This is a genomic window from Mesorhizobium sp. P2_C5_2 (assembly GCF_056404535.1).
Window position 1 is genome coordinate 218,019 of sequence record NZ_JBFUDV010000004.1, and the last position, 21,810, is coordinate 239,828.

18 protein-coding genes and 1 pseudogene are annotated in these 21,810 nt (G+C 62.6%); 10 read left to right on the top strand and 9 right to left on the bottom strand.

Going from position 1 to position 21,810, the window contains the following annotated elements:
- Window positions 1-197 precede the first annotated feature (197 nt).
- The 3 genes from guaB to AC1D1B_RS16140 are packed head-to-tail and all read left to right on the top strand — an operon-like array spanning window position 198 to window position 2,731.
- On the top strand, window positions 198-1,700 hold the full coding sequence (gene guaB / locus AC1D1B_RS16130) for an IMP dehydrogenase (protein WP_181060787.1): 1,503 nt from the start codon (window positions 198-200) through the stop codon (window positions 1,698-1,700).
- A 43-nt stretch (window positions 1,701-1,743) separates the two neighbouring features.
- Window positions 1,744-2,289 carry a hypothetical protein gene (locus AC1D1B_RS16135; protein WP_477333903.1) on the top strand — a complete coding sequence of 182 codons (546 nt, stop codon included), beginning with the start codon at window positions 1,744-1,746 and terminating at the stop codon, window positions 2,287-2,289.
- A 22-nt stretch (window positions 2,290-2,311) separates the two neighbouring features.
- Window positions 2,312-2,731, top strand: coding sequence for an MAPEG family protein (locus tag AC1D1B_RS16140; protein ID WP_477333507.1), 420 nt, complete (start codon window positions 2,312-2,314; stop codon window positions 2,729-2,731).
- An 18-nt stretch (window positions 2,732-2,749) separates the two neighbouring features.
- Here AC1D1B_RS16140 and rnd read toward each other — a convergent pair whose 3' ends face one another.
- Both rnd and AC1D1B_RS16150 read right to left on the bottom strand, forming a co-directional pair.
- Window positions 2,750-3,901, bottom strand: coding sequence for a ribonuclease D (gene rnd, locus AC1D1B_RS16145; protein ID WP_477333508.1), 1,152 nt, complete (start codon window positions 3,899-3,901; stop codon window positions 2,750-2,752).
- A 76-nt stretch (window positions 3,902-3,977) separates the two neighbouring features.
- Window positions 3,978-5,222, bottom strand: coding sequence for an MFS transporter (locus AC1D1B_RS16150; RefSeq protein ID WP_477333509.1), 1,245 nt, complete (start codon window positions 5,220-5,222; stop codon window positions 3,978-3,980).
- Between the two features lie 176 nt (window positions 5,223-5,398).
- Here AC1D1B_RS16150 and AC1D1B_RS16155 point away from each other — a divergent pair, with 176 nt between their 5' ends.
- Entirely contained in the window at window positions 5,399-6,193 is a 795-nt protein-coding gene (locus AC1D1B_RS16155; RefSeq protein ID WP_477333510.1) for a GNAT family N-acetyltransferase, read from the top strand.
- A 75-nt stretch (window positions 6,194-6,268) separates the two neighbouring features.
- Here AC1D1B_RS16155 and AC1D1B_RS16160 read toward each other — a convergent pair whose 3' ends face one another.
- Complete coding sequence (locus AC1D1B_RS16160) at window positions 6,269-7,477, bottom strand: MFS transporter (RefSeq protein ID WP_477333511.1); 1,209 nt, start codon at window positions 7,475-7,477, stop codon at window positions 6,269-6,271.
- A 112-nt stretch (window positions 7,478-7,589) separates the two neighbouring features.
- Between AC1D1B_RS16160 and AC1D1B_RS16165 the strand changes: the two genes are divergently transcribed.
- Both AC1D1B_RS16165 and aspS read left to right on the top strand, forming a co-directional pair.
- On the top strand, window positions 7,590-8,348 hold the full coding sequence (locus AC1D1B_RS16165; protein WP_477333512.1) for a DeoR/GlpR family DNA-binding transcription regulator: 759 nt from the start codon (window positions 7,590-7,592) through the stop codon (window positions 8,346-8,348).
- Window positions 8,349-8,478: 130 nt separating this feature from the next.
- Window positions 8,479-10,269 carry an aspartate--tRNA ligase gene (gene aspS, locus AC1D1B_RS16170; RefSeq protein ID WP_477333904.1) on the top strand — a complete coding sequence of 597 codons (1,791 nt, stop codon included), beginning with the start codon at window positions 8,479-8,481 and terminating at the stop codon, window positions 10,267-10,269.
- 118 nt (window positions 10,270-10,387) lie between these two features.
- Here the strand turns inward: aspS and AC1D1B_RS16175 are convergent, their stop codons facing one another.
- Complete coding sequence (locus tag AC1D1B_RS16175) at window positions 10,388-11,578, bottom strand: hypothetical protein (RefSeq protein WP_477333513.1); 1,191 nt, start codon at window positions 11,576-11,578, stop codon at window positions 10,388-10,390.
- 402 nt (window positions 11,579-11,980) lie between these two features.
- Here AC1D1B_RS16175 and parC point away from each other — a divergent pair, with 402 nt between their 5' ends.
- The gene (gene parC / locus AC1D1B_RS16180) at window positions 11,981-14,233 is read left to right on the top strand and encodes a DNA topoisomerase IV subunit A (protein WP_477333514.1); all 2,253 of its coding nucleotides are present in this window, start codon (window positions 11,981-11,983) and stop codon (window positions 14,231-14,233) included.
- 618 nt (window positions 14,234-14,851) lie between these two features.
- Window positions 14,852-16,066 carry an AI-2E family transporter gene (locus AC1D1B_RS16185; RefSeq protein WP_477333515.1) on the top strand — a complete coding sequence of 405 codons (1,215 nt, stop codon included), beginning with the start codon at window positions 14,852-14,854 and terminating at the stop codon, window positions 16,064-16,066.
- On the opposite strand, the gene AC1D1B_RS16190 is transcribed toward AC1D1B_RS16185, so the two are convergent.
- The 4 genes from AC1D1B_RS16190 to AC1D1B_RS16205 form a co-directional block, all read right to left on the bottom strand.
- Window positions 16,054-16,950, bottom strand: a complete 897-nt coding sequence (locus AC1D1B_RS16190) for a DMT family transporter (RefSeq protein WP_477333516.1) — start codon at window positions 16,948-16,950, stop codon at window positions 16,054-16,056. The two genes, AC1D1B_RS16185 and AC1D1B_RS16190, sit on opposite strands and share 13 nt — an antisense overlap.
- Before the next feature lie 131 nt (window positions 16,951-17,081).
- Window positions 17,082-17,846, bottom strand: coding sequence for an arginyltransferase (locus tag AC1D1B_RS16195; RefSeq protein ID WP_192253163.1), 765 nt, complete (start codon window positions 17,844-17,846; stop codon window positions 17,082-17,084).
- 139 nt (window positions 17,847-17,985) lie between these two features.
- Window positions 17,986-18,456: an RDD family protein gene (locus AC1D1B_RS16200; protein WP_477262806.1), complete on the bottom strand. Its 471-nt coding sequence runs from the start codon at window positions 18,454-18,456 to the stop codon at window positions 17,986-17,988.
- Between the two features lie 105 nt (window positions 18,457-18,561).
- A complete protein-coding gene (locus AC1D1B_RS16205) occupies window positions 18,562-19,254 on the bottom strand; it encodes a methyltransferase family protein (RefSeq protein ID WP_477333517.1) in 693 nt (230 codons plus the stop codon).
- A 200-nt stretch (window positions 19,255-19,454) separates the two neighbouring features.
- On the opposite strand from AC1D1B_RS16205, the gene sthA reads away from it, so the two are divergent.
- Window positions 19,455-20,843, top strand: coding sequence for a Si-specific NAD(P)(+) transhydrogenase (gene sthA, locus AC1D1B_RS16210; RefSeq protein WP_181060773.1), 1,389 nt, complete (start codon window positions 19,455-19,457; stop codon window positions 20,841-20,843).
- 15 nt (window positions 20,844-20,858) lie between these two features.
- On the opposite strand, the pseudogene AC1D1B_RS16215 reads toward sthA, so the two are convergent.
- A pseudogene (locus AC1D1B_RS16215) lies at window positions 20,859-21,062 on the bottom strand (hypothetical protein); the annotation flags it as partial.
- A 104-nt stretch (window positions 21,063-21,166) separates the two neighbouring features.
- Between AC1D1B_RS16215 and AC1D1B_RS16220 the strand changes: the two are divergent.
- Entirely contained in the window at window positions 21,167-21,808 is a 642-nt protein-coding gene (locus AC1D1B_RS16220; RefSeq protein WP_477333518.1) for a DUF47 family protein, read from the top strand.
- Window positions 21,809-21,810: the final 2 nt, after the last annotated feature.

The following is a 21,810-nucleotide window of genomic DNA, read 5'->3' on the forward strand; positions in this document are numbered from 1 at the left end:
ACCGCAACTCTTGGTGGTGGCTATCAGGGCAGCCCCAACACTTTGCGGTGACACGCAATCACCCGCTTTTCATCGACGCCGCGACGTGTTACCAGCCAGCGCCAATCCTGAAAGGGAAGAAACGAGTCGGCGCTGTCCATTGCGGTCCAGCGCTTTTTTGTATTCCCCCCAGCGCGTTTGTATTCGAGGGACTGGCCATGGCAAAAATCATCGAAACGTCCACCGGCGCTTTGGCGCTGACCTTTGACGACGTGCTGTTGCAGCCCGGTCATTCCGAGGTCATGCCCGGTGAGACCGACATCCGCACCCGCATCGCCACCGACATCGACCTCAACGTGCCGATCCTGTCGGCCGCCATGGACACAGTCACCGAGGCGAGGCTTGCCATCGCCATGGCCCAGGCTGGCGGCATCGGCGTCATCCACCGCAATTTCTCGCCGGCCGAACAGGCCGAGCAGGTGCGCCAGGTCAAGAAATTCGAATCCGGCATGGTCATCAATCCGGTCACCATCGGCCCCGACGCCACGCTGGCCGATGCGCTGGCGCTGATGCGCACCTATTCCATCTCGGGCATTCCGGTGGTCGAAAATGGCGGCACCGGCGGCCAGAAGATCGGCCGCCTGGTCGGCATCCTGACCAACCGCGACGTGCGCTTCGCCTCGGACCCGGGGCAAAAAGTCTACGAATTGATGACCCGTGAGAACCTGATCACGGTCAAGGAGAATGTCGACCAGGACGAGGCCAAGCGGTTGCTGCATCAGCACCGCATCGAGAAGCTCGTCGTCGTCGACAAGCAAGGCAATTGCGTCGGCCTGATCACCGTCAAGGACATCGAGAAGTCGCAGCTCAACCCGCACGCCACGAAGGATGCGCAGGGGCGGCTGCGCGCCGCCGCCGCCACCAGCGTCGGCGATGACGGCTTTGAGCGCGCCGAGCGGCTGATCGATGCCGGCGTCGACCTCTTGGTCATCGACACCGCGCATGGCCATTCGCAGCGCGTGCTCGATGCGGTGACGCGGGCCAAGAAGCTTTCGAACTCCGTGCGCATCCTGGCCGGCAATGTTGCCACCGCCGAGGGCACGCAGGCGCTGATCGATGCCGGGGCCGACGCCGTCAAGGTCGGCATCGGCCCGGGTTCGATCTGCACCACGCGCATCGTCGCCGGCGTCGGCGTGCCGCAGCTGTCGGCGATCATGTCTGCGGTCGAGACGGCGCACAAATCCGGCGTGTCGGTCATCGCTGACGGCGGCATCAAATATTCGGGCGACCTGGCCAAGGCGCTCGCCGCCGGCGCCAGCGCGGCGATGATCGGCTCGCTGCTGGCCGGCACCGATGAAAGCCCGGGCGAGGTCTATCTGCACCAGGGTCGCTCCTTCAAAGCCTATCGTGGCATGGGTTCGGTCGGCGCGATGGCGCGTGGCTCGGCCGATCGCTACTTTCAGGCCGAGGTGCGCGACACGCTGAAACTGGTCCCGGAAGGCATTGAAGGGCAGGTCCCTTACAAAGGACCTGTGTCTGGCGTGCTGCACCAGCTTGCAGGCGGGCTAAAAGCCGCTATGGGTTATGTCGGTGGCCGCGATCTTGCCGATTTCCGCGAGCGTGCCACCTTTGTGCGCATATCCAACGCCGGACTTCGTGAAAGCCACGCCCATGACGTCACGATTACCCGCGAAAGCCCGAATTATCCTGGCGGAGCCTGACCCGCAGCCAGACCGGAACGTGCTGTGGCGCAATCAGGCGACGATCGTGCTGCGGCTGGCCCGCCATGCGGGCGCGCTGTGTTTTGCCTCCGCGGCGGTTTTCATCGCCATGACGCTGCTGGAATTCTTCTATTTCCGCCAGTTGAGCGGCGGCCTGTCGTCGCTCGATGTGCGCTTTGAAGGGTTTACGCCGGATGAGGGCATGGCCTGGCTGACGGCGCTCGGCCGGCGCGGCAGCGAGATCATCCTTGTCTGGCACTATCTGACCTTCGACCTTCTGTTCCCGGCGCTGCTGTCACTGACCATGGTCAGCCTGATCCTGGCCACCGGGCGGCGGTTGAAGAATTTTCGCGCCATGCCGGTGCAGCTTCAATCGCTGTTCGCCCTGGTCTTGGTGCTGCCCTACACCTGCGCCGACTATGCCCAGAACATTGCGGTGGCGCGGCTTTTGTCCGATTTCCTGTCGGCCAATCCGGATTCGCTATCCTTCGCCTCGTCGCTGATCGTCATCAAATTCGCGATGCTGGCGATACCTGTTGCTGTCATCGCGGTTTTAATCCTCGCCGCCCAGCGGCGTCCGCAGGCATGAACAACAAAACAGGGGCGACGCCATGAGCCAGACGGCGATCTTCTGGCCAATGCTGGCGCAGGTGCTGCTGGTTTATATCGTCTATGTGGTGATGGGCCGGCGCCGCTACGGTGCGGTCAAATCAGGCGAGGCCAAGGTTGGCCAATACAGGATGCGCACGACCGAACCTGCGTCGAGCGTCACGGTCGCCAACAATCTCATCAACCAGTTCGAACTGCCGGTGCTTTTCTACGTGCTGTGCCTGGTGCTGCACGCGACCGGTGGCGTCAATTATCTGACCTTGGCTTTGGTGTGGATTTTCGTGATTTCCCGCTATGCCCACGCCTGGGTCCACCTCACCAGCAACAATCTGCGGTTTCGCAGCCGCGCCTTCTACCTGGGCGCGATCATTCTCTTGCTGGCATGGATCTGGTTCGCGCTGCACCTGCTCGGCCTGGTTTGAGCAGACCAGGAAGTCTCACTACAAATCGAATACCGCGATCTTGCGCTTGTCGAACTTGATGCCGATTTCGCCGCGCACCAGTTTCAACGCGGCCTCGCCGAACACGGCGCGCCGCCAGCCCTGCAGCGCGGGCACGTCGGCGGCTTCGCCTTCGGCGGCGATACGGTCGATGTCGTCGCTGGACGCCAACACTTTCGAGGCGACGCCTTCCTTCTCGGCGACGATCCGCAACAGCACTTTCAGCAGCTCGGCAGCCGCGCTCGAACCCTCGGGCGGCTGAAAGCTCTTGGGCAGCTTCGGCATCTCTTCCCGGGGCAAAGCGAGCGCGGTGTTGACCGCGCCAAGCAATGCGGTTGCTGTCGATGACCGTTCCCAGCCTTTCGGCGTCGTGCGCAGCTTGCCCAACGCGGCCGCATCGCGTGGCGCCTGCTGGGCGACCTCATATATTGCGTCGTCTTTCAGCACCCTGCCGCGCGGCACGTCGCGCTCCCTGGCCTCGCGCTCGCGCCATGCCGCCACCGTCTGCACGATCGCCAGCTCCTGCGGCTTGCGCAGCCGCATCTTCAGCCGCTTCCAGGCATCTTCGGGGTGCGGATCGTAGGTCTCGCGCGAGGTCAGCACCTCCATCTCCTCGTTCAGCCAATGGGCGCGGTTTTCCCGCTCCAGTTCGGCGCTGAGGTGCTTGTAAACATCGATCAGATGGGTGACGTCGGCCAACGCATAGTCGAGCTGCTTGTCGGACAGCGGCCGGTGGCGCCAGTCGGTGAAACGCGATGATTTGTCGAGCCGGGCGCCGGTGATGCGCTGCACCAGCTGGTCGTAGGAGACGCTGTCGCCGAAGCCGCAGACCATAGCCGCGACCTGGGTGTCGAAGACGGGATGCGGCACCAGATCGCCGAGATGGACGATGATTTCGATGTCCTGGCGCGCGGCGTGGAAGACTTTGACCACCGCTTCATTGGCCATCAGCTTGAAGAACGGGGCGAGGTTGATGTCGGGCGCCAGCGGATCAATCAGCGCGGTGACGCCGGGCGCCGCCATCTGGATCAGGCACAGGATCGGCCAGAACGTCGTTTCGCGGATGAATTCGGTGTCGACGGTGACGAAATCCGACTTTTCGAAAGCGGCGAGAACGGACTCGAGCTCATTTTGGGTGGTGATGACGTGCATCAAATCGCTTTTTAGCAAACGGGTAAGGTTCTCTTTCAATTTCAGCCGTGAGCGCTTTCGTCAAGCCGCCCTTCGGTCAAGTATCCGTCGATCCATCGGAATCGCCATTCCTGCGCGCCAGCCGCGCGAACACCGTCGATGTGCGTAGCAGCGCCGTGAAGCGGCTGCGCTTGCCTGCCGGCACGCTGCCGCGCACCTGCATGCGGTAGAGAATGACAGCGATGAGGATGGCGTAGACCACAGCACTGAAGACAAACAGGGCGCCCGGTCCGAAATATTGCATCACCGTCGACGCCGCGAAGGGGCCGCCGATGGCGCCAAAGGAATAGAACAGCATCAGGGCAGCGTTGATCAGCACGAACTCGCCCTTGTCGGCGCGGTCGTTGGAGTGTGCCGCCGACAGCGAATAAAGCGGCATGGCGAAGCTGCCGAAGATGAAGACGATGATCAGGTTGAGGGTCGGATTGGCGCCGGCGATGAAAGCCAGCGCCAGCGCCGCCAGCAGGGCGCCGCATGTCGTTGCCAAAAGCACCGCGCGCCGGTCCCAGCGATCGGAGAGATAGCCCACCGGATACTGGATGAGGGCGCCGCCGAAAATACCGACGCTGACGAAGGTGACGACATCGGCCACCGACATGCCGATCTGTTCGGCATAAACCGGCGACAGCGTACGGAAGGCGCTGTTGGTGACGCCGACGCAGATGCAGCCGAAGCAGCCGAGCGGCGAGATCCGCCAGACGCGCGCGAGATCGAGCTTGACGTCTTCCGGCGGCGTCGGGTTGGAGCGGTCGCCAAGCGACACTGGCACCAACGACAGCGTGATCATCATCGACATGATGGCGAAGATGGCAAAGCCGCCGGGGCCGAAGATCGGGATCAGGAACTGCGCGCCGGTCACCGAGCCGATATCGACCATGCGGTAGATGGCCAGCACCCGCGCGCGATCCTTGTTTTCGACGCCGGAATTCAGCCAAGCTTCCATGACGGTGAACAGGCCGGCAAAGCAGAAGCCGCCGGCAAAGCGCACCGCGCACCACATCACCGGGTCGATCACCAGCACCAGAAGCAGCGTGCCGGCCGAGGCGGTGGCGGCGAGCGCCGAAAACGTCCTGACATGGCCGACCGCCTTCAGGATGCGGGTGACGGCGAGGCATCCGAGCAGGAAGCCGGCGAAATAGAACGTGCCCATCAGGCCGATGTCGGAGGCCGAAAACCCTTCCTGCGCGCCGCGCAGCGCGATCAGTGTGCCCTGTAGGCCATTGCCGCCAAGCAGGATGCCGGCGGCGATGAGGAGAGGGATCAGCGGGCGGATGGAGGACATGAAGGAAAGCCTGTCGTTGCTCCTTCTTGAACCATCGCCTTTGCCAATGCCAGCGGCAATTCCCGCGGCGTTAAGCCAACAAGGCAGCCCGGCTGTTTCCAACAGAAAACAGTTTGGCTGTATTCCGTGGTGCTTGCTACACTCCATGGGGCTCGTCACACAGGGTGGGACTTTCCATGTCAGGCTATTTCGGCACGGAGCTTCAGCGGCGCCTGCAAGCTCAGGCTGAGGCGAGTGTCGACTTCATCAGAACGACCCCAGGCGCGTGTCAGACCGGGCGCTCGATGGGGTGCGATGATCCCGATCGGTTTGGGTGGGAGCTGATCGACAAGATCCTCAATCGCGACGGCATCTGCGGCTTTCGCATGATACCAGCAAGTAAAGTGGTCGAGTTCAAGTCGCGATTGGCCAAGGGCGGCTTCCGCCTCGATACCTGGGACGTGTTTGTGGCCGACCGGGTAGATGCTTTGGCGGCATCGGAGGCAATTGTCCGCCGCGGATTGCCCGACGGGCTTATCGATCAAGACAAGCCGGCCGAGCCGGATGGTGCGTATACGGCCCGCATCCAGGCGCTTATGGCGGTATCGGGCGTAGTCCCATTTTCAGGGTCGCTGCTGGCCGGAACCCTGGGACCGGCGACGACGGTCGTGGTGGGCGACGAGACGGGAACTGTCGCAGCAACCGCGCATGGCTACCTGGCGCATAATTCCTACAGCGCCTATCACCGATATGCATGGGGTGGATTGGCTGCAGTCGCGGAATCGCAGAGGCAACGAGGACTCGGCAACTACATCAACGCTCGCATGATCCTCAGTGTGTTTCGCGATCTACATGCGACGCATATTTATGAGCTCGTCTCAGCATCGAACATACCGTCTCGACGAATGGTGGAATCGTGCGGACTTCGTCCAGATCCCACTGTCGTGTGTGGGGCTGCCACGCCCAGCGACAGTGCACGCTTCACCCGCTGACCGCCATGAGCGGTTGATAGTGGACTTGTTCCAAGCAGGCTTCCATGGTGACTGATTCGACGATGGGAGAGCCCTTCATGCCTCGCCGGGTCTTGCCAGCACCTCGCTCGACGGCTTTGCCGGCTTATCCGAGGATGGCCGTCGGCCAAGCGAGCCGGCGGTCAGCAGGCTGAGGATGATAAACGGGATGCCGATGCCGAAGGCCGAGCGGATGCCCCAATGATCCGAGACGAAGCCGAGCAGCGGCGGACCGAGCAGGAAGGCGACGAAGGAGATCTGCGACAGCGCCGCGACATTGATTGCCGCGGAGCGGTCCGTCCGCTGGGCCGCCGCCGAGATCGCCAGCGGAAAGATCGCACTGCTGCCGATGCCCAGCAGGGCAAAGCCCAGCATCGACACAAGCGGGGCGGGTGAGAAGAAGACGAGCAGCACGCCTGCCGCCATCGTCGCCAGCAGCACCCGCGCCACGCCGGTCGGCGAGTGGCGGTCGACAAAGGAGTCGGCGAAGAAGCGCGTGCTTGCTTGCGAGAATGCAAACAGCGCCACCGTGAAGCCGGCGACGAACGGGCCTGCATCGAACACGGTGCGCATGTAGATCGCCGACCAGTCGATGCTGGCGCCTTCCATCAGCATCGCAGACAGTGTCACCGCGACGAGGACGAGGATCGGCAGCGTCGGCCGCGCCAGCCTTGGCGCCGTCTCGTCATTGCCGGCGAAGCGGCTCGGCGCCGGTTGGTAACCGCCGAGAAACAGCGCTATTCCTATCGCCACCATCGGTACAACCATGGCCAGGTGCAGTTGCGGCGATATGCCGAGATGCGCAAGGGCGGCGCCAAACAGGCCGGCGCCGAAAAAGCCGATGCTCCAGAATGAATGCGCGCGGTTCATGATCCGGCGCTTGAGCAGGAATTCGGTCCTGTCGGCCTCGACATTGAGGATGATCTCGACGCTGCCGATCATCAGGCCGACCGGGATCAGCATCAGGAACAGCGCGAGCGGCCCAGGCGCGTGCACGGCGATGGCATAGGCAATCGACAAAAGCGGAACCAGCCCGAGCAATGCGCGGCGGAAGCCGACGCGTTCCAGGATCGGCGCCGCCAGCGTCAGCGCGGTCAAGGTGCCGATCGGCGTCCCGATCAGGCTGAGGCCGAGCGTGCCGTCCTCGATGCCCATGGCATGCTTGATGTCGGGCAGCCGCGGAAAGATGTTGCCCATGCCGAACGAATAGATTGCAAATCCGGCATAGACCCGGTGTTGCGGAGCGAGGCTGAGGCCGAACGTCATGGCGATGCTTTCAAGGAAGAGAACCGGCGCTTGTCGCCGCTTGGCATGCCCTGTATCTTGCACAAACATGCAAATCGTGCAAGAACGTGCATTAAGAAAACAGGATCATGCAATGCTGACCGATGAGCGGCATCAAATCATCCGCGATCGCCTGGCCGTCGAGGGAAGGGTGCTGGCCGGCGAGCTGGCAAGCCGCTTCGGCGTTTCGGAAGACACGGTTCGCCGCGACCTCAGGGAACTCGCCAAGGCTGGGCAATGCCGCCGTGTCTATGGCGGCGCGGTCGCGGCCGCACCCTTCGCTGCCACGCCGGTCGGCCTGCGCGCCGGCCATGCGGTCGAAGAAAAGACGCGGCTGGCCCGCGCCACCGTGCCATTGCTCTCACGCGGACAGACCCTGTTCATCGACAGCGGCTCGACCAATGCCGCGATTGCCAGGGCCATCCCGCGCGACCTCGACCTGACCGTCGCCACCAACTCGCTCGAAATTGCCTCGGCGCTGTCGGACCACGCCCTGGTCGAGCTGATTGTGCTGGGGGGCCGGTTCGACCGCCACCTCGGCGCCTGCGTCGGCGCCGACACGCTTGCCGCCGTCGCGCAGCTTGGCGCGGACCTGTTTGTTCTCGGTTCCTGCGGCCTCGACGCCTCGCGCGGCGTGACGGCCTTCGATTCGGCGGAGGCCGAGGTGAAGCGGGCGATGGCCAAGAACAGCGCAGGCATCGTCATTGCCGTCACCAATGACAAGCTGGCCACCGCCGCACCCTACCGGGTCGCCAGGCCCGAGGCGATCCGCCACCTTGTGGTCGAAAAGACCGCGCCGGCCGCGATCCTCGCCGACTTCGAACGTCAGGGCGCCGAAATCCACTTTGCTTGAACAACGAGCCAGCGCCCGATCACCTGGCTCGCCTTGACAAACCCGGCCTCCCATGCGCTTTTCGCGCAAATTTTGGACCGGGCTTTGATGCTCGGCCCACAACCCAGCACCCCGGACTTTTGACATGACAATGCATCGTTACCGCAGCCACACCTGTGCCCAGTTGAGAAAGAGCGATGTCGGCTCTTCGGTTCGCCTGTCGGGCTGGGTGCATCGCGTGCGCGACCATGGCGGCCTGCTGTTCATCGATCTGCGCGACCATTACGGCTTGACCCAGATCGTCGCCGATCCGGATTCGCCGGCCTTCAAGGTCGCCGAGACGCTGCGTGGCGAATGGGTGATCCGCGTCGACGGCGAGGTCAAGGCGCGCCTGCCGGACACCACAAATGCCAACCTGCCGACCGGCGAGATCGAGATCTTTGCCCGCGAGATCGAGGTGCTGTCGGCGGCCAAGGAATTGCCGCTGCCGGTGTTCGGCGAGCCGGACTATCCCGAGGACATCCGCCTGAAGTACCGCTTCCTCGACCTGCGCCGTGAGACGCTGCACAGGAACATCGTGGCGCGGACGAAAATCATCGCCGAGATGCGCAAGCGCATGACCGATGTCGGCTTCACCGAATTCTCGACGCCGATCCTGACGGCTTCGTCGCCGGAAGGCGCGCGCGACTTCCTGGTGCCGTCGCGCATCCATCCCGGCACCTTCTACGCGCTGCCGCAGGCGCCGCAGCAGTACAAGCAGCTGATCATGGTCTCTGGCTTCGACCGCTATTTCCAGATCGCGCCCTGTTTCCGCGACGAGGATCCGCGCGCCGACCGTCTGCCCGGCGAATTCTACCAGCTCGACCTCGAAATGAGCTTCGTCGAGCAGGACGACGTGCTGTCGACCATGGAACCGGTGATGCGGGGCGTCTTCGAGACCTTCGCCAACGGCAAGCCGGTGACGCAGAAATTCCAGCGCATTCCTTATGATGTCGCGATGCGCAAATACGGTTCCGACAAGCCGGACCTGCGCAATCCGATCGAGATGCAGGCCGTTTCGGATCACTTCCGCGATTCCGGCTTCAAGGTCTTCGCCAACATACTGGCCAACGATCCGAAGGCCGAAGTGTGGGGCATTCCGGCAAAGACCGGCGGCAGCCGCGCTTTCTGCGACCGCATGAACTCCTGGGCGCAGGGCGAGGGCCAGCCGGGGCTGGGCTACATCTTCTGGCGCAAGGAAGGCGACAAGCTCGAAGGCGCCGGTCCTCTGGCCAAGAACATTGGCGAGGAGCGTACCGAGGCGATCCGCCAGCAGCTCGGCCTTGCCGATGGCGACGCCGCCTTCTTCGTCGCCGGCGACCCCAAGAAATTCGTCACCTTCGCGGGTGCCGCACGCACCCGCGCCGGCGAGGAGCTGAACCTTGTCGACCGCGAGCGCTTTGAACTGTGCTGGATCGTCGACTTCCCGTTCTTCGAATGGAACGAGGAGGAGAAGAAGATCGATTTCGCCCACAACCCGTTCTCGATGCCGCAGGGCGGGATCGAGGCGCTCGGTGGCGACGACCTGCTCGGCATCAAGGCCTTCCAGTACGACATGGTCTGCAACGGCTTCGAGATCGCCTCGGGCGGTATCCGCAACCATCTGCCCGAGACCATGGTCAAGGCGTTCGAGACGGTCGGGCTGGATCGCGCCACTGTCGAGGAGCGCTTTGGCGGCCTCTACCGCGCCTTCCAGTATGGCGCGCCGCCGCATGGCGGCATGGCTGCCGGTGTCGACCGTGTCGTGATGCTTCTGGTCGGGGCCAAGAACCTGCGCGAAATCACCATGTTCCCGATGAACCAGCAGGCTTATGACCTGCTGATGAGTGCGCCTTCGGAAGCCAGTCCGCAGCAGCTGCGCGAGCTGTCGCTGCGCGTCGCGGCGGTCAAGAAGGACGCCTGACCGCGACGTTCGGACGGTCCTTTAACAAACCGCCCGAACCGATTCTTTTGATTCGATAATTCAACAAAAAAAGCCCGGCATCTCTGCCGGGCTTTTTGCTTTTGAGCGTTTCGCTCGATCAGTCTTCGTTGGCCCTGACGTGGACGCCGAGCGTCTTCGGCAGGTCGAGCGGGTTGGACATCGCACCCGCCATGATCAGCGCGAACGGCACTGCTGCCGGCGGCTCCGCCGAAATTTCGAGGCTCTTCGGGTCGTCGAGGTACTTGCTCACCGCGGCCGTCACTTCGGCCGTCAGTTCAGGATTGTTGAGCTGCGCCATGCCGAACGGCACGATCGCCTTGGCCTGGTTGGCGATGTCCTTGCCCGACATGCCCTGCTGCTTGCCGACATACTCAAGCACCTTGCCGGTCAGCGAATCGTCGTCGAAGCGGACCGAGGCGCTGTTGAAGGAAAGCTGCTGCAACAGGCCGAGCAAGGCCATGCCTTGCGCCGAATTGTCGGCGCCTTCGGGCTGCGCCGCCATCTTCTTCTGCATCTCTTGCATCGACTTGACGAAGTCGACCGTGTAGCCGCCGAGGCCGAAGGTCATGCCGAGCGTGCCGGCATTCTCGACCGAGATGTCGTATTTCGACAGGTCCATCTTGCCATCGCTCGGCTGCCAGGTGCCGCCGATATCGATATTGCCCGAGATGTTCTGATAGCCGAGGGCCTCGATGGCTTCCTTCGACTTCGCATCGTCGACCAGGGTCAGGTCGGCGTTGAACTTTTCCGTGGTGGCGGAAAATTCCATCGCCTTGCCGTCGGCCGGAGGCGTGATCTGGACAGCAACGCCATCCACCGAGAAGGCGGTCTTGTCGGCAACCTTGACCGTCAGGTTTTCGAGTTCGGCCGACTTGTACATCATCATCGAGCCGAGCGGGCCCGTAGCGCCCTCGGCCGGGATGTTGGCGTCATGAATGACGAAGGGGGTGAGGTTGAGCGTGACACCGTCTTTGCTGTGCTCGAAGGCCGAAGTCGTGATGGTCGCGACATCAAAGCCGCCATTGGCTTCGGTCACGCCTTCAAGCTTGATGTCGCCGATCGGCAGCGCTTCCTTTTCGGCCGCCGGCTTAACCGACACGCCTTGCAGCACCATGCTGGAATTGTCGCCGGTAACCCCGGTCCAGGTGATATCGACGCCCTGGGCGGCAAGTGCGGCCTTCAGCCGGTCGGCAACCGCAGTGTCCTGTGCAAAGGCGGCATTCAGCGGCAGCGTCAGCAAAAAGGTCGAGAAAGCGAGTGTCTTGAGTGTCGAGCGTTGGATTGTCATCGCGAGTTCCCTGAGAGAGTCCTGAAAAACTGTTTTCTGAATTCTACGCCGTCACCATTCCGTGACGAACTGGACGGGAAAAAGGCACTTTCCCCCAGATTTGTCGAAAATCACGGCGAAAGGCAAATCGGAGCGGGAGCCTTCGCTCGATGCGGTGAATATGTCATGAAGGTCGGGCTCCCTGCGTACCGTCTCCTGCCTTAGAGAGGGCGTGTAACAGATTGATGTTGGTTGGCAACAGCACTGCTACCGGTGCTGTTGCACAGGGACGGCACGTTGGAACATGAAGTCCATCACATCCATCGTCGGATCTTGAGCCGCCTTCGCAGCCCAGAGGCTGCAAATTGCGGATTTCCGCAGCCCCGCCTTGCCGCGAATCACCCGCTCGGCTAGTCCACCCGCATGGGAAAAAGGCTTTTGCCGCCTGAAGATGGCGGCGGTGACCACATCGAACCGGTCGATCTGAAGAAGGCGCTCGAAGAGCGCTATCTGGCATACGCGCTGTCGACCATCATGCACCGGGCGCTGCCGGATGTGCGCGACGGGCTGAAGCCCGTGCATCGCCGCATCATGCATGCCATGCGGCTGCTTCGGCTCAACCCCGACCAGGGCTTTGCCAAATGCGCCCGTATCGTCGGCGAGGTGATGGGCAAATTCCACCCGCATGGCGACCAGTCGATCTATGACGCGCTGGTGCGCCTGGCGCAGGACTTTTCCATGCGCTACCCCCTGGTCGACGGGCAGGGCAACTTCGGCAATATCGACGGCGATAACGCCGCCGCCATGCGCTACACCGAAGCGCGCATGACCGATGTGGCGACGGAACTGCTTTCCGGCATCACCGAGGACGCGGTCGACTATCGTCCGACCTACAATGAGGAAGACGAGGAGCCGGTCGTGCTGCCCGGCGCCTTCCCGAACCTGCTTGCCAACGGCTCGTCCGGCATTGCGGTCGGCATGGCGACCTCGATCCCGCCGCACAATGCCGCCGAGCTTTGTGACGCAGCGCTTCACCTGATCGAGGATCCAAGCGCGCCGGTGGCGAAGCTGATGGACTTCGTCCAGGGGCCGGATTTCCCGACCGGCGGCATCATCGTCGACAGCCGCGCCTCGATCCTCGAAGCTTACGAGACGGGCCGCGGCGGTTTCCGCGTCCGAGCCAAATGGGGCCAGGAAGACCAGGGCAGGGGCACCTGGAGCATCGTCGTCACCGAAATCCCGTACGGCGTGCAGAAGGCGCGGTTGATCGAGAAGATCGCTGAGCTTTTGATCGCGCGCAAACTGCCGTTGCTCGAAGATATCAGGGACGAAAGCGCCGAGGACATCCGCGTCGTACTGGTGCCGAAGAGCCGTTCGGTCGATCCCGGCATCCTGATGGAATCGCTGTTCAAGCTGACCGAGCTCGAAAGCCGATTCCCGCTCAACATGAACGTGCTGTCGCGCGGCAAGGTGCCAAACGTCCTGTCGCTGAAAGGCGTGCTGCAGGAATGGCTGGAGCATCGGCGCGACGTGCTGATCCGCCGCTCGAAGCATCGCCTGGGCGAGATCGAAAGGCGCCTCGAGATCCTCGCCGGCTACCTGATCGCCTATCTCAACATCGACGAGGTTATCAGGATCATCCGTGAGGAGGACGAGCCCAAGCAGGTGATGATGGCCCGCTGGTCGCTCACCGACACCCAGGCCGAAGCCATCCTCAACATGCGGCTGCGCGCTCTGCGCAAGCTGGAAGAGTTCGAGATCCGCAAGGAATTCGACGGCCTCACCACCGAGAAGAAGCAGATCGAGGCGCTGCTGGCGTCGAATGCCAAGCAATGGTCGACGATCAAGTCGGAAGTCGCCAGCATCCGCGACAAGTTCGGGCCGGAGACCGAACTCGGCAAGCGCCGCACCCAGTTCGCCGACGCACCCGAGCATGATTTGACCGACATTGCCCACGCCATGATCGAGCGCGAGCCGGTCACCGTGGTGGTCTCGGAAAAGGGCTGGCTGCGGGCCATGAAAGGCCATCTGGCCGACCATTCCACGCTGACCTTCAAGGAAGGCGACAGCCTCAAGCTTGCCTTCCATGCCCAGACCACCGACAAGATTCTGGTCTTCACCACCGGCGGCAAGTTCTACACCATCGGCGCCGACCGGCTGCCGGGCGGCCGTGGCCATGGCGAACCGATCCGCATCATTGTCGACATGGACAACGACCAGGACATCGTCACTGCTTTCGTTCATGACCCGAAACGCAAGCTGCTACTGGTTTCCTACGACGCCAACGGCTTCATCGTGCCGGAGGAGGAGGTCGTCGCCAACACCCGCAAGGGCAAGCAGGTGATGAACGTCAAGGCGCCCGATGAGGCCAAGACCTGCGTGCCGCTTTCAGGCGATCACGTCGCCATTGTCGGCGAGAACCGCAAGATGCTGGTGTTTGGGCTGTCCGAAATCCCCGAAATGGGCCGCGGCAAGGGTGTTCGCCTGCAGAAATACAAGGATGGCGGTCTGCTCGACCTGAAACCCTTCACGCTGGCGAGCGGGCTGTCCTGGCAGGATTCGGCCGACCGTACCTTCACTAGGTCGCGCGAGGAACTGGCAGAGTGGATCGGCGCCAGGGCCTCGGCCGGGCGGATGGTGCCGAAGGGATTCCCGCGGACGGGGAAATTTGGGTAGCGCCTCTTCCTTCTCCCCTTGTGGGAGAAGGTGGCCGAGCGAAGCTCGGTCGGATGAGGGTGTTCCAGCTTGGCGCACCCGGGACACCAAACCAACGCCTCAGTAGTGCTCAGTTTGCGAGAGGATGGACGCCGTTGCACCAAAGCCAGGCAAGCGCAAGCCTTACAAGAAGCGCCCCTAAGAGCTTCGGCGCTGTTTCAATAGCTGCTCGACGTCAGCGACACGCGCCTCTAGCTTCGCGAGGAACGGGGTGCCGTGTTTCTCCATACGATCAGCAGGATAGTTTCTGATTGCGAAGCGATACCGCTCTGTTTCGTCAACGAGGGCCGCGTGAAGTCGCTCTAGGTCCACGTCGGATAGAGCCTCTCGTCGCGCATAGGCGGTTTCGATATACATCCAATAAACTTGCCACGGGTCGGCGACCGCCGCAATTCAAACTGACACACTACCAACGTCTCATTTCTTCCAGCACCCCTCATCCGTCTCGGCGCTGCGCGCCGATCCACCTTCTCCCACAAGGGGAGAAGGGAAGGCGCTCCATCACCATTTGGACTATCGTCACGATTGCGGCACTATAACAGTGCATAAACGCTGGGTAGGCCGGGGAGAGATGGGCGTTTGAAGGAAGCTAAGATTCAGAAGCCGGAACGTCAGCAGCGCCTGTTCGGCCTGTCGACGCCGCTGAGAGCCGCCGTCATTCCGCCGCTGTCGGCGGCGCGCTGGCTCCTGGTGCTGATCGTTGCCGCCGGTGTCTATTTCTTCCACGGTTTCCTGTTTCCGGTGCTGGCAGCGCTCGTCATCGCCTTTGCCAGCTGGCCGCTCTACCGCCGGCTGCTTGCCGGCGTCGGCGGCAATCGCACCATCGCCGCGACGCTCGCCATCCTGTTCATCCTCACCTTCCTGGTGGTGCCGATCGCGCTCGCCGGCACCTATGCCATCAACGAAGTCCGCGAATGGGTCGGCTGGGCGATCGAGACTAACCGGCACGGCGCGGTCACACCGCAGTGGATCACGACGCTGCCTGTCGTCGGCGAGTGGTTGAACGAACAGTGGGCGGACAATTTCGGCCATCCCGGCGGCATTGGCGAACTGATCCAGCTGGTCAGCGGCGCCAATATCGGCAGCATCTATCGCGGTGTACTGGCGGCCGGCGGCAGCGCCTTCGGCCTGTTGCTGACGCTGCTGTTCATGATGATCGCGCTGTTCTTCGCCTACCGCGACGGCGAACATTTTGCCGGCCAGATCGACCGCCTCGGCGAACGCATCCTGCCGACACGCTGGGAGCGGATTTCGCGCGTCGTGCCGGCAACCATTTCCTCGACCGTCACCGGCATGACCGTGATCGCCATCGGCGAGGGGCTGGTGCTGGGCATCGCCTACTGGCTGGCCGGCGTACCGTCACCGGTGACGCTTGGCGCGCTCACCGGCGTGATGGCGCTGATCCCCGGCGGCGCGCCGCTGTCGTTCACGCTGGTGTCGATCTACCTCGCCGCCAGCGGTTCGCCGATGGCGGGGCTGGCGCTGTTCATCTGGGGCGCGGTGGAACTGTTCATCGTCGACAAAACCTTGCGCCCGAAACTGGTCGGTGGACCGATCAAGCTGCCTTTCCTGCCGACCTTTTTCGGCCTGATCGGCGGCGTCAAGACGATGGGCTTTCTCGGCCTGTTCATCGGCCCCGTGCTGATGGCGCTCTTGGTGGCGATCTGGCGCGAATGGCTGCGCGAGGTGGAACTGGCCGAAGACCCCGTTCCCGATGCCGTCGCCGAGATCGAAGGCGGGCCGCCACAGATCGAGATTGTCGCCGGCCCAGCGAAGAAAAGTCAGGCCGGGTAGGCGACGGCAAGCGCTGCCCGCCGTTTGCGCCCCTCCTGCAACTGCCATAGCGAATGCGCCACCAGCGTGACGATCAGGATCACGCCGCCGATCAGGCTGTTGCGCGACGGCGTCTCGGCAAAGATCATCCACACCCAGACCGGCGCCAGCACCGTTTCCAGGAGATAGAACATCGCCACTTCCGGGCCTGAAATGTATTTCGGCCCGTTGGCGAGGCAGAAGAAGGCGAACGGCATGATGACGGCGCCGTTGAAAATGATCCACCATGGCGCCTCCACCTGAAAACCGGTCTTGGAGACCATGATCGCCGCCAGCCCGAAAGGCAGCAGGACGCCGGTCAGCGCGGTGAACCCCATATCCTTGCCACTGGCGCGCGAGACGGTGATGGCGCAGGCGATCGCCAAGGCCGAACACAGCGCCATCACGTCGCCGAACAGATACCCGGTGCCGACGGAATCGCCGACGATGATGGCGATGCCGACGATCATCAGCGCCATGGCCGCAAGCGTCAGCGGCCGCGGCCGCTCTTTCAGGAACAGCCACGACAGCAGCGCCGAAAACATGGTGGAGAAGGCCAGGATGAAAACCAGATTGGCGGTCGAGGTGTTGTAGACGGCGGTGATGAAGGCGATGGCGCCGAGCCCGTAGAGGGTGGCGACGACGAGCCCCGACCAGCCGGGTATGAGCTGCGGGGCATTCTTGCTGAACGAGCGCCAGACGGCCCATACGATCAATCCCGCCACGAAGGTGCAGCCGGTACGCAGCAGAAGGATCGTCCAGGCTTCGCCATGAGCGAGGCGGATCAGCGGAATGTCTACGGTCAGCGTCAGGCCGCCAAGCGCGGTGAGCAGCAGTCCTTTGGTGTGAGCGTTGTGAGATGACATGCAATGGCTTTCGCAATGGACGAGAGGCAGGATGACCGGCCGGCGCAATCGCACACTCTCCGCCAACAGCGGAAAGACCAGCATCGTCTCGGTTGAAAATGTTTAGGCCCGGATTGGGGAAAGAAGAAAAATCAGCGCGTGACCGCTTCGTGGTCGTAGCGTTCCCAACCCTTTGGGCCGAGATGCTCCTGCGGCATGAAGCGCATCTTATAGTTCATCTTGCGCGAGCCATTGACCCAGTAGCCGAGATAGACATGGGGCAGGCCCATGGCCCTGGCGCGAGCGATATGGTCGAGGATCATGAAGGTGCCGAGCGAACGGTCCTCGAACTCGGGATTGAAGTAGGAATAGACCATCGACAGGCCGTCGGCCATCTTGTCGGTCAGCGCCACCGCGATCAGCTCGCCCTGGCCCTTGCCGGTGATGAAAGTATCCGGGCCGCGGCGCCGATATTCGATGACCTTGGTGTCGACATGGGTGTCCTCGACCATCATGGCGTAGTCGAGCACCGTCATGTCGGACATGCCGCCGCGGCGGTGGCGGGCGTCGAGATAGCCGCGGAACAGCGAATACTGCTCGGTTGACGGCTGCGCGTCGTGCATGGCGCCGATGAGATCGGAATTGCGCTGGATCACCCGCTTCATGTTGCGGCTGGCGGTGAATTCCTGCGCCAGGATGCGCACCGAGACGCAGGCGCGGCAGGTCTCGCAGGCAGGCCGGTAGGCGATGTTCTGCGATCGCCGGAAGCCGCCTTGCGTCAACAGGTCGTTCATCTCCGGCGCCTTGTCGCCGACCAGATGCGTAAACACCTTGCGCTCGAACTGGCCCTCAAGATACGGGCACGGCGATGGCGCGGTCAGGAAGAACTGCGGCGACTGGGTTGGATGCTGCGTCATCGAACCTTGGGAACACTCCTGCGAATCGCTCTACCTTTGGCTTGGCTGGCGAAAAATTCAACAGGATTGTGAAGGTGGGGTTGAATGGACGCCTTCACATTTGCGCACAAATGCCTGTTGAGGTCGGTTGAACACCGGTTCAACGGTCGCTGCGGCTGACAACCGTGCCAAGCAGCAGGTCGTGCAGCGTGCGCTTGCGATCGGAAAACAGCGTCACCAGGAGGATGAGCGGCGTCAGGATGACGGTGCTGGCCCAAAACAGTACCGAATGGACGACAGCGGTCAGTCCGTCGATGCGCGTGCCGTCGAGGCGATCGAGCCGGATGCCCATCATCCTCATGCCTGAAGTGGCCTGGTTGCGACCGCCCAGCGTGTTCCAGATGTAGAGAATGGCGACCGCCGGCACGAGGATGGAATACAGCGCCCAGCCAAGACCGAATGTCAGAAGGCCAAGCACGGCCACCAGGATCGCGAACGGAATGGTGAGCAGCGCCACGATGCAATAGTCGATGATGAAGGCGAGGATGCGCCGCGTGCGCACACCGTCATAGGCCCTGACGTCGTCGAGCCTGCTGGTGATGATTTCGCCGTCAAGTACGCGCGCGTTCATGTCATGTCCTCGCGACGGCATCCAATGGGAATGCCCGTCGCCCTTTCAAATGGTGAGGGCGATGGCGAATTCAAGAAACGGGCACTCCGGCGTCCGGCTGAAGTCCTAGAAGATGCCGCGGAAAAGACGGTAGCGGACCCTGTCCATATACTCGCGGTATTCCTGCGTCCTTGCCAGGATAGCTTCCTCCCGCAGGATGCGGTGGATCTGGAAAAGCGTGATGATGGCATAGACGGTGAAATTGTAGATCGAGAAGCTCGACAGCAGGAATAGAATGTGTCCGATCAAATAGCCGGCATAGATCGGATGCCGCACGAACCGGTAGGCGCCGCCGGTCACGACGCCGCGATTGGCAGGCAGGATGGCGAAGGAGCGGCCAAGCGAAACCTTGCCCCAGATGACAATCCAAAGCCCGATGAACTGGATCGGCGCCGCGATATAGAGCGGTATGATGGAAACGCCGGCCTCCATCGAGACAAAGCCGGCGCCGAAACCGGCTGCCAGAGCGATGAAGACGGTTAAGGGGTTCCAGTCGCGCACCAAGGGTCGCCGCGCCGTCAGCAACCAGATGAAAGTCAACGAGTCGGAGATCATCAGCAGCAACAGGTTGAGACGGGCTGGATCGACGAACAGATGCTGCACGCCCCGATAGACAAAGAGTGCGGCGACAGCCAGGGCTATGAAACGGAACAGTCCCTCTCGCAGATCGATGAGGATATCGCGGCTGCGCAGGCTGGACCAGAGACCCGTTTCCGCGCCAGACAGCGGCTCACTCTTGAAAATGGTCAAATCAGTCACCTGGTGGTCCCCTCGAGAGCGACCATTGCACGCAAGCGTTGCCGTCGGGTTAAGCTTTCTCGCGCACTTCTCACATTACGCCGGAAGATTCATCACAGTTGGGCCGAACCGCACGAGTTTGCCGTCTGGGCAGTTGAACATGACACTCTTCCCAGTTTAGCTTGCTGCGGCGCAACAAGACGCCGAGGGGACGGGGAAATATGGATTACGACATGCTGGTCATCGGCAGCGGCCCTTCCGGCCGCCGCGCCGCCGTGCAATCGGCCAAGCTCGGCAAATCGGTGCTGGTGGTCGATAGGGGTCGGCGCCTCGGCGGCGTCTCCGTGCACACCGGCACCATCCCGTCCAAGACGCTGCGCGAAACGGTGCTCAACCTCTCCGGCTGGCGCGAGCGCGGCTTTTACGGCCGCGGCTACCGGGTCAAGCAGGACATCTCCATCGCTGATCTGGTTGAGCGCTTGCACAAGACGCTCGACCACGAGGTCGAGGTGCTGCAGCACCAGTTCATGCGCAACGCGGTCAAGAGCGTGCGCGCCATGGCGAAATTCGTTGGCCCCAACAAGGTCAGCCTGACGGCCGACAATGGCGACTATTCGGAGGTCGGTTTCGCCAATGCGCTGATCGCGGTCGGCACCAGGCCGCACCGGCCGCGCGACGTGCCTTTCGACAAGATCCGCGTCTTCGACAGTGACGAGATGCTGGAGCTCGACCATCTGCCGCGCACGCTGACGGTGATTGGCGCCGGCGTCATCGGCGTCGAATATGCCACCATCTTTTCGGCCCTCGACGTGCCGGTGACGCTGGTCGAGCCGCGCAACACCATCCTCGATTTCGTCGACCGTGAGATCGTCGACGACTTCATCCACCAGATGCGCGACCGCGGCATGACCATTCGTCTCGGCAGCACGGTCAAGGAAATTGTCTCCAAGCCCGACTATGCGGAAGTGACGCTCGCAGATGGCCGCACCATCCGCTCCGAGATCGTGCTTTATGCCGCCGGCCGCAGCGGCAATCTCGGCAGCCTCGGCCTCGACGTGGTCGGCATCGAGGCCGACTCCAGAGGCCGCATCAAGGTCGATCCGCAAACCTTCCAGACCAGCGTGCCCAACATCTATGCCACCGGCGATGTCATCGGTTTCCCCAGCCTTGCCTCGACCTCGATGGAGCAGGGCAGGGTGGCCGCCTGCCATGCCTTCGGCGTGCAGTTGCCACCGCCGCCGGAAACCTTTCCCTATGGCATCTACGCCGTGCCGGAAATCTCCACCGTCGGCCAGTCGGAGGAACAGGTGCGCGAAAGCGGTGCTGCCTATGAGGTTGGCCTGGCGCGGTTCCGCGAAACCTCGCGTGGCCACATCATGGGCGTCAACACCGGCTTCCTGAAGCTGCTATTCTCGGTCGAAACCCGCCGCCTGCTCGGCGCCCACATCGTCGGCGAAGGCGCCACCGAGCTGATCCATATCGGCCAGGCGGTGATCAATCTTGGCGGCACGGTCGACTTCTTCGTCAACAACACCTTCAACTATCCGACGCTGGCCGAAGCCTACAAGATCGCCGGGCTCGATGCCTGGAACCGGATGGGGCAGGGGTAGGCAGGCGGTATCTGCTCAGCCTTCCATCTGGGCGAGCAGCGACAGCATCACATCGGCCGAGGGCATCGGTAGCACCGCTTCGATTTCCGCCGGCCGCACGCCGGCGATCGCGTCAGCGCCGGCGGCGACGGTGCCCAACGGTCCGCGGAAGCCGTGCTTCGACCAGGCGAGTTCCTGCAGCTTCGGGCTGGTCAACGCCTCTCGCCGTCTAGCCGCATCTGCGATCGTCCGCATCCACATCTTTCAGCCGGCTTACTGTTTCCAGTGGCTCGCTGGGGCGTTATGTGAATGGACGGGTCGTGGAGGCGCGACGGGAGGTCGACATGCTGGGCTGGTTCCGCAAGCTGCTGCCGCGCGAAGATCGCTTCTTCGATCTGTTTGAACGGCATTCCCGTACCGTAGTCGGTGGCGCCGAGGCGCTGGAGCAGCTTCTGCTGGGCAAGGACATCGAGCGCTGGTGCCAGAAAATCATCGATCTCGAGGACGAGGCCGATCATATCACGGCCGAAGTCCTGCTGGCTGTGCGGCGCTCCTTCATCACGCCCTTCGATCGCGGCGACATCAAGGACCTGATCCAGTCGATGGATGATGCCATCGACATGATGCACAAGACCGTCAAGACGGTGAAGCTGTTTGAAAAGAAGGAATTCGACCCGCTGATGCAGGAAATGGGTGGCGTCATCGTTGCCGCCTCCAGGCTGGTTGCCGAAGCAATCCCGCTACTCAGCAAAGTCGGCACGCACACGGTGCGCCTCAACGCCATCGCGGAAGAAGTCATGCGCGTCGAAAGCCGCGCCGACGATCTGCATGAGCAAGGATTGAAGGACCTGTTCAAGCGGCATGGCCGCAGCGATCCGATGGCCTACCTGATCGGCAGCGAGATCTATGGCCAGTTGGAGAAAGTGGTCGACCGCTTCGAGGACGTCGCCAACGAGATCAGCGGCATCGTCATCGAGAACGTCTAGGC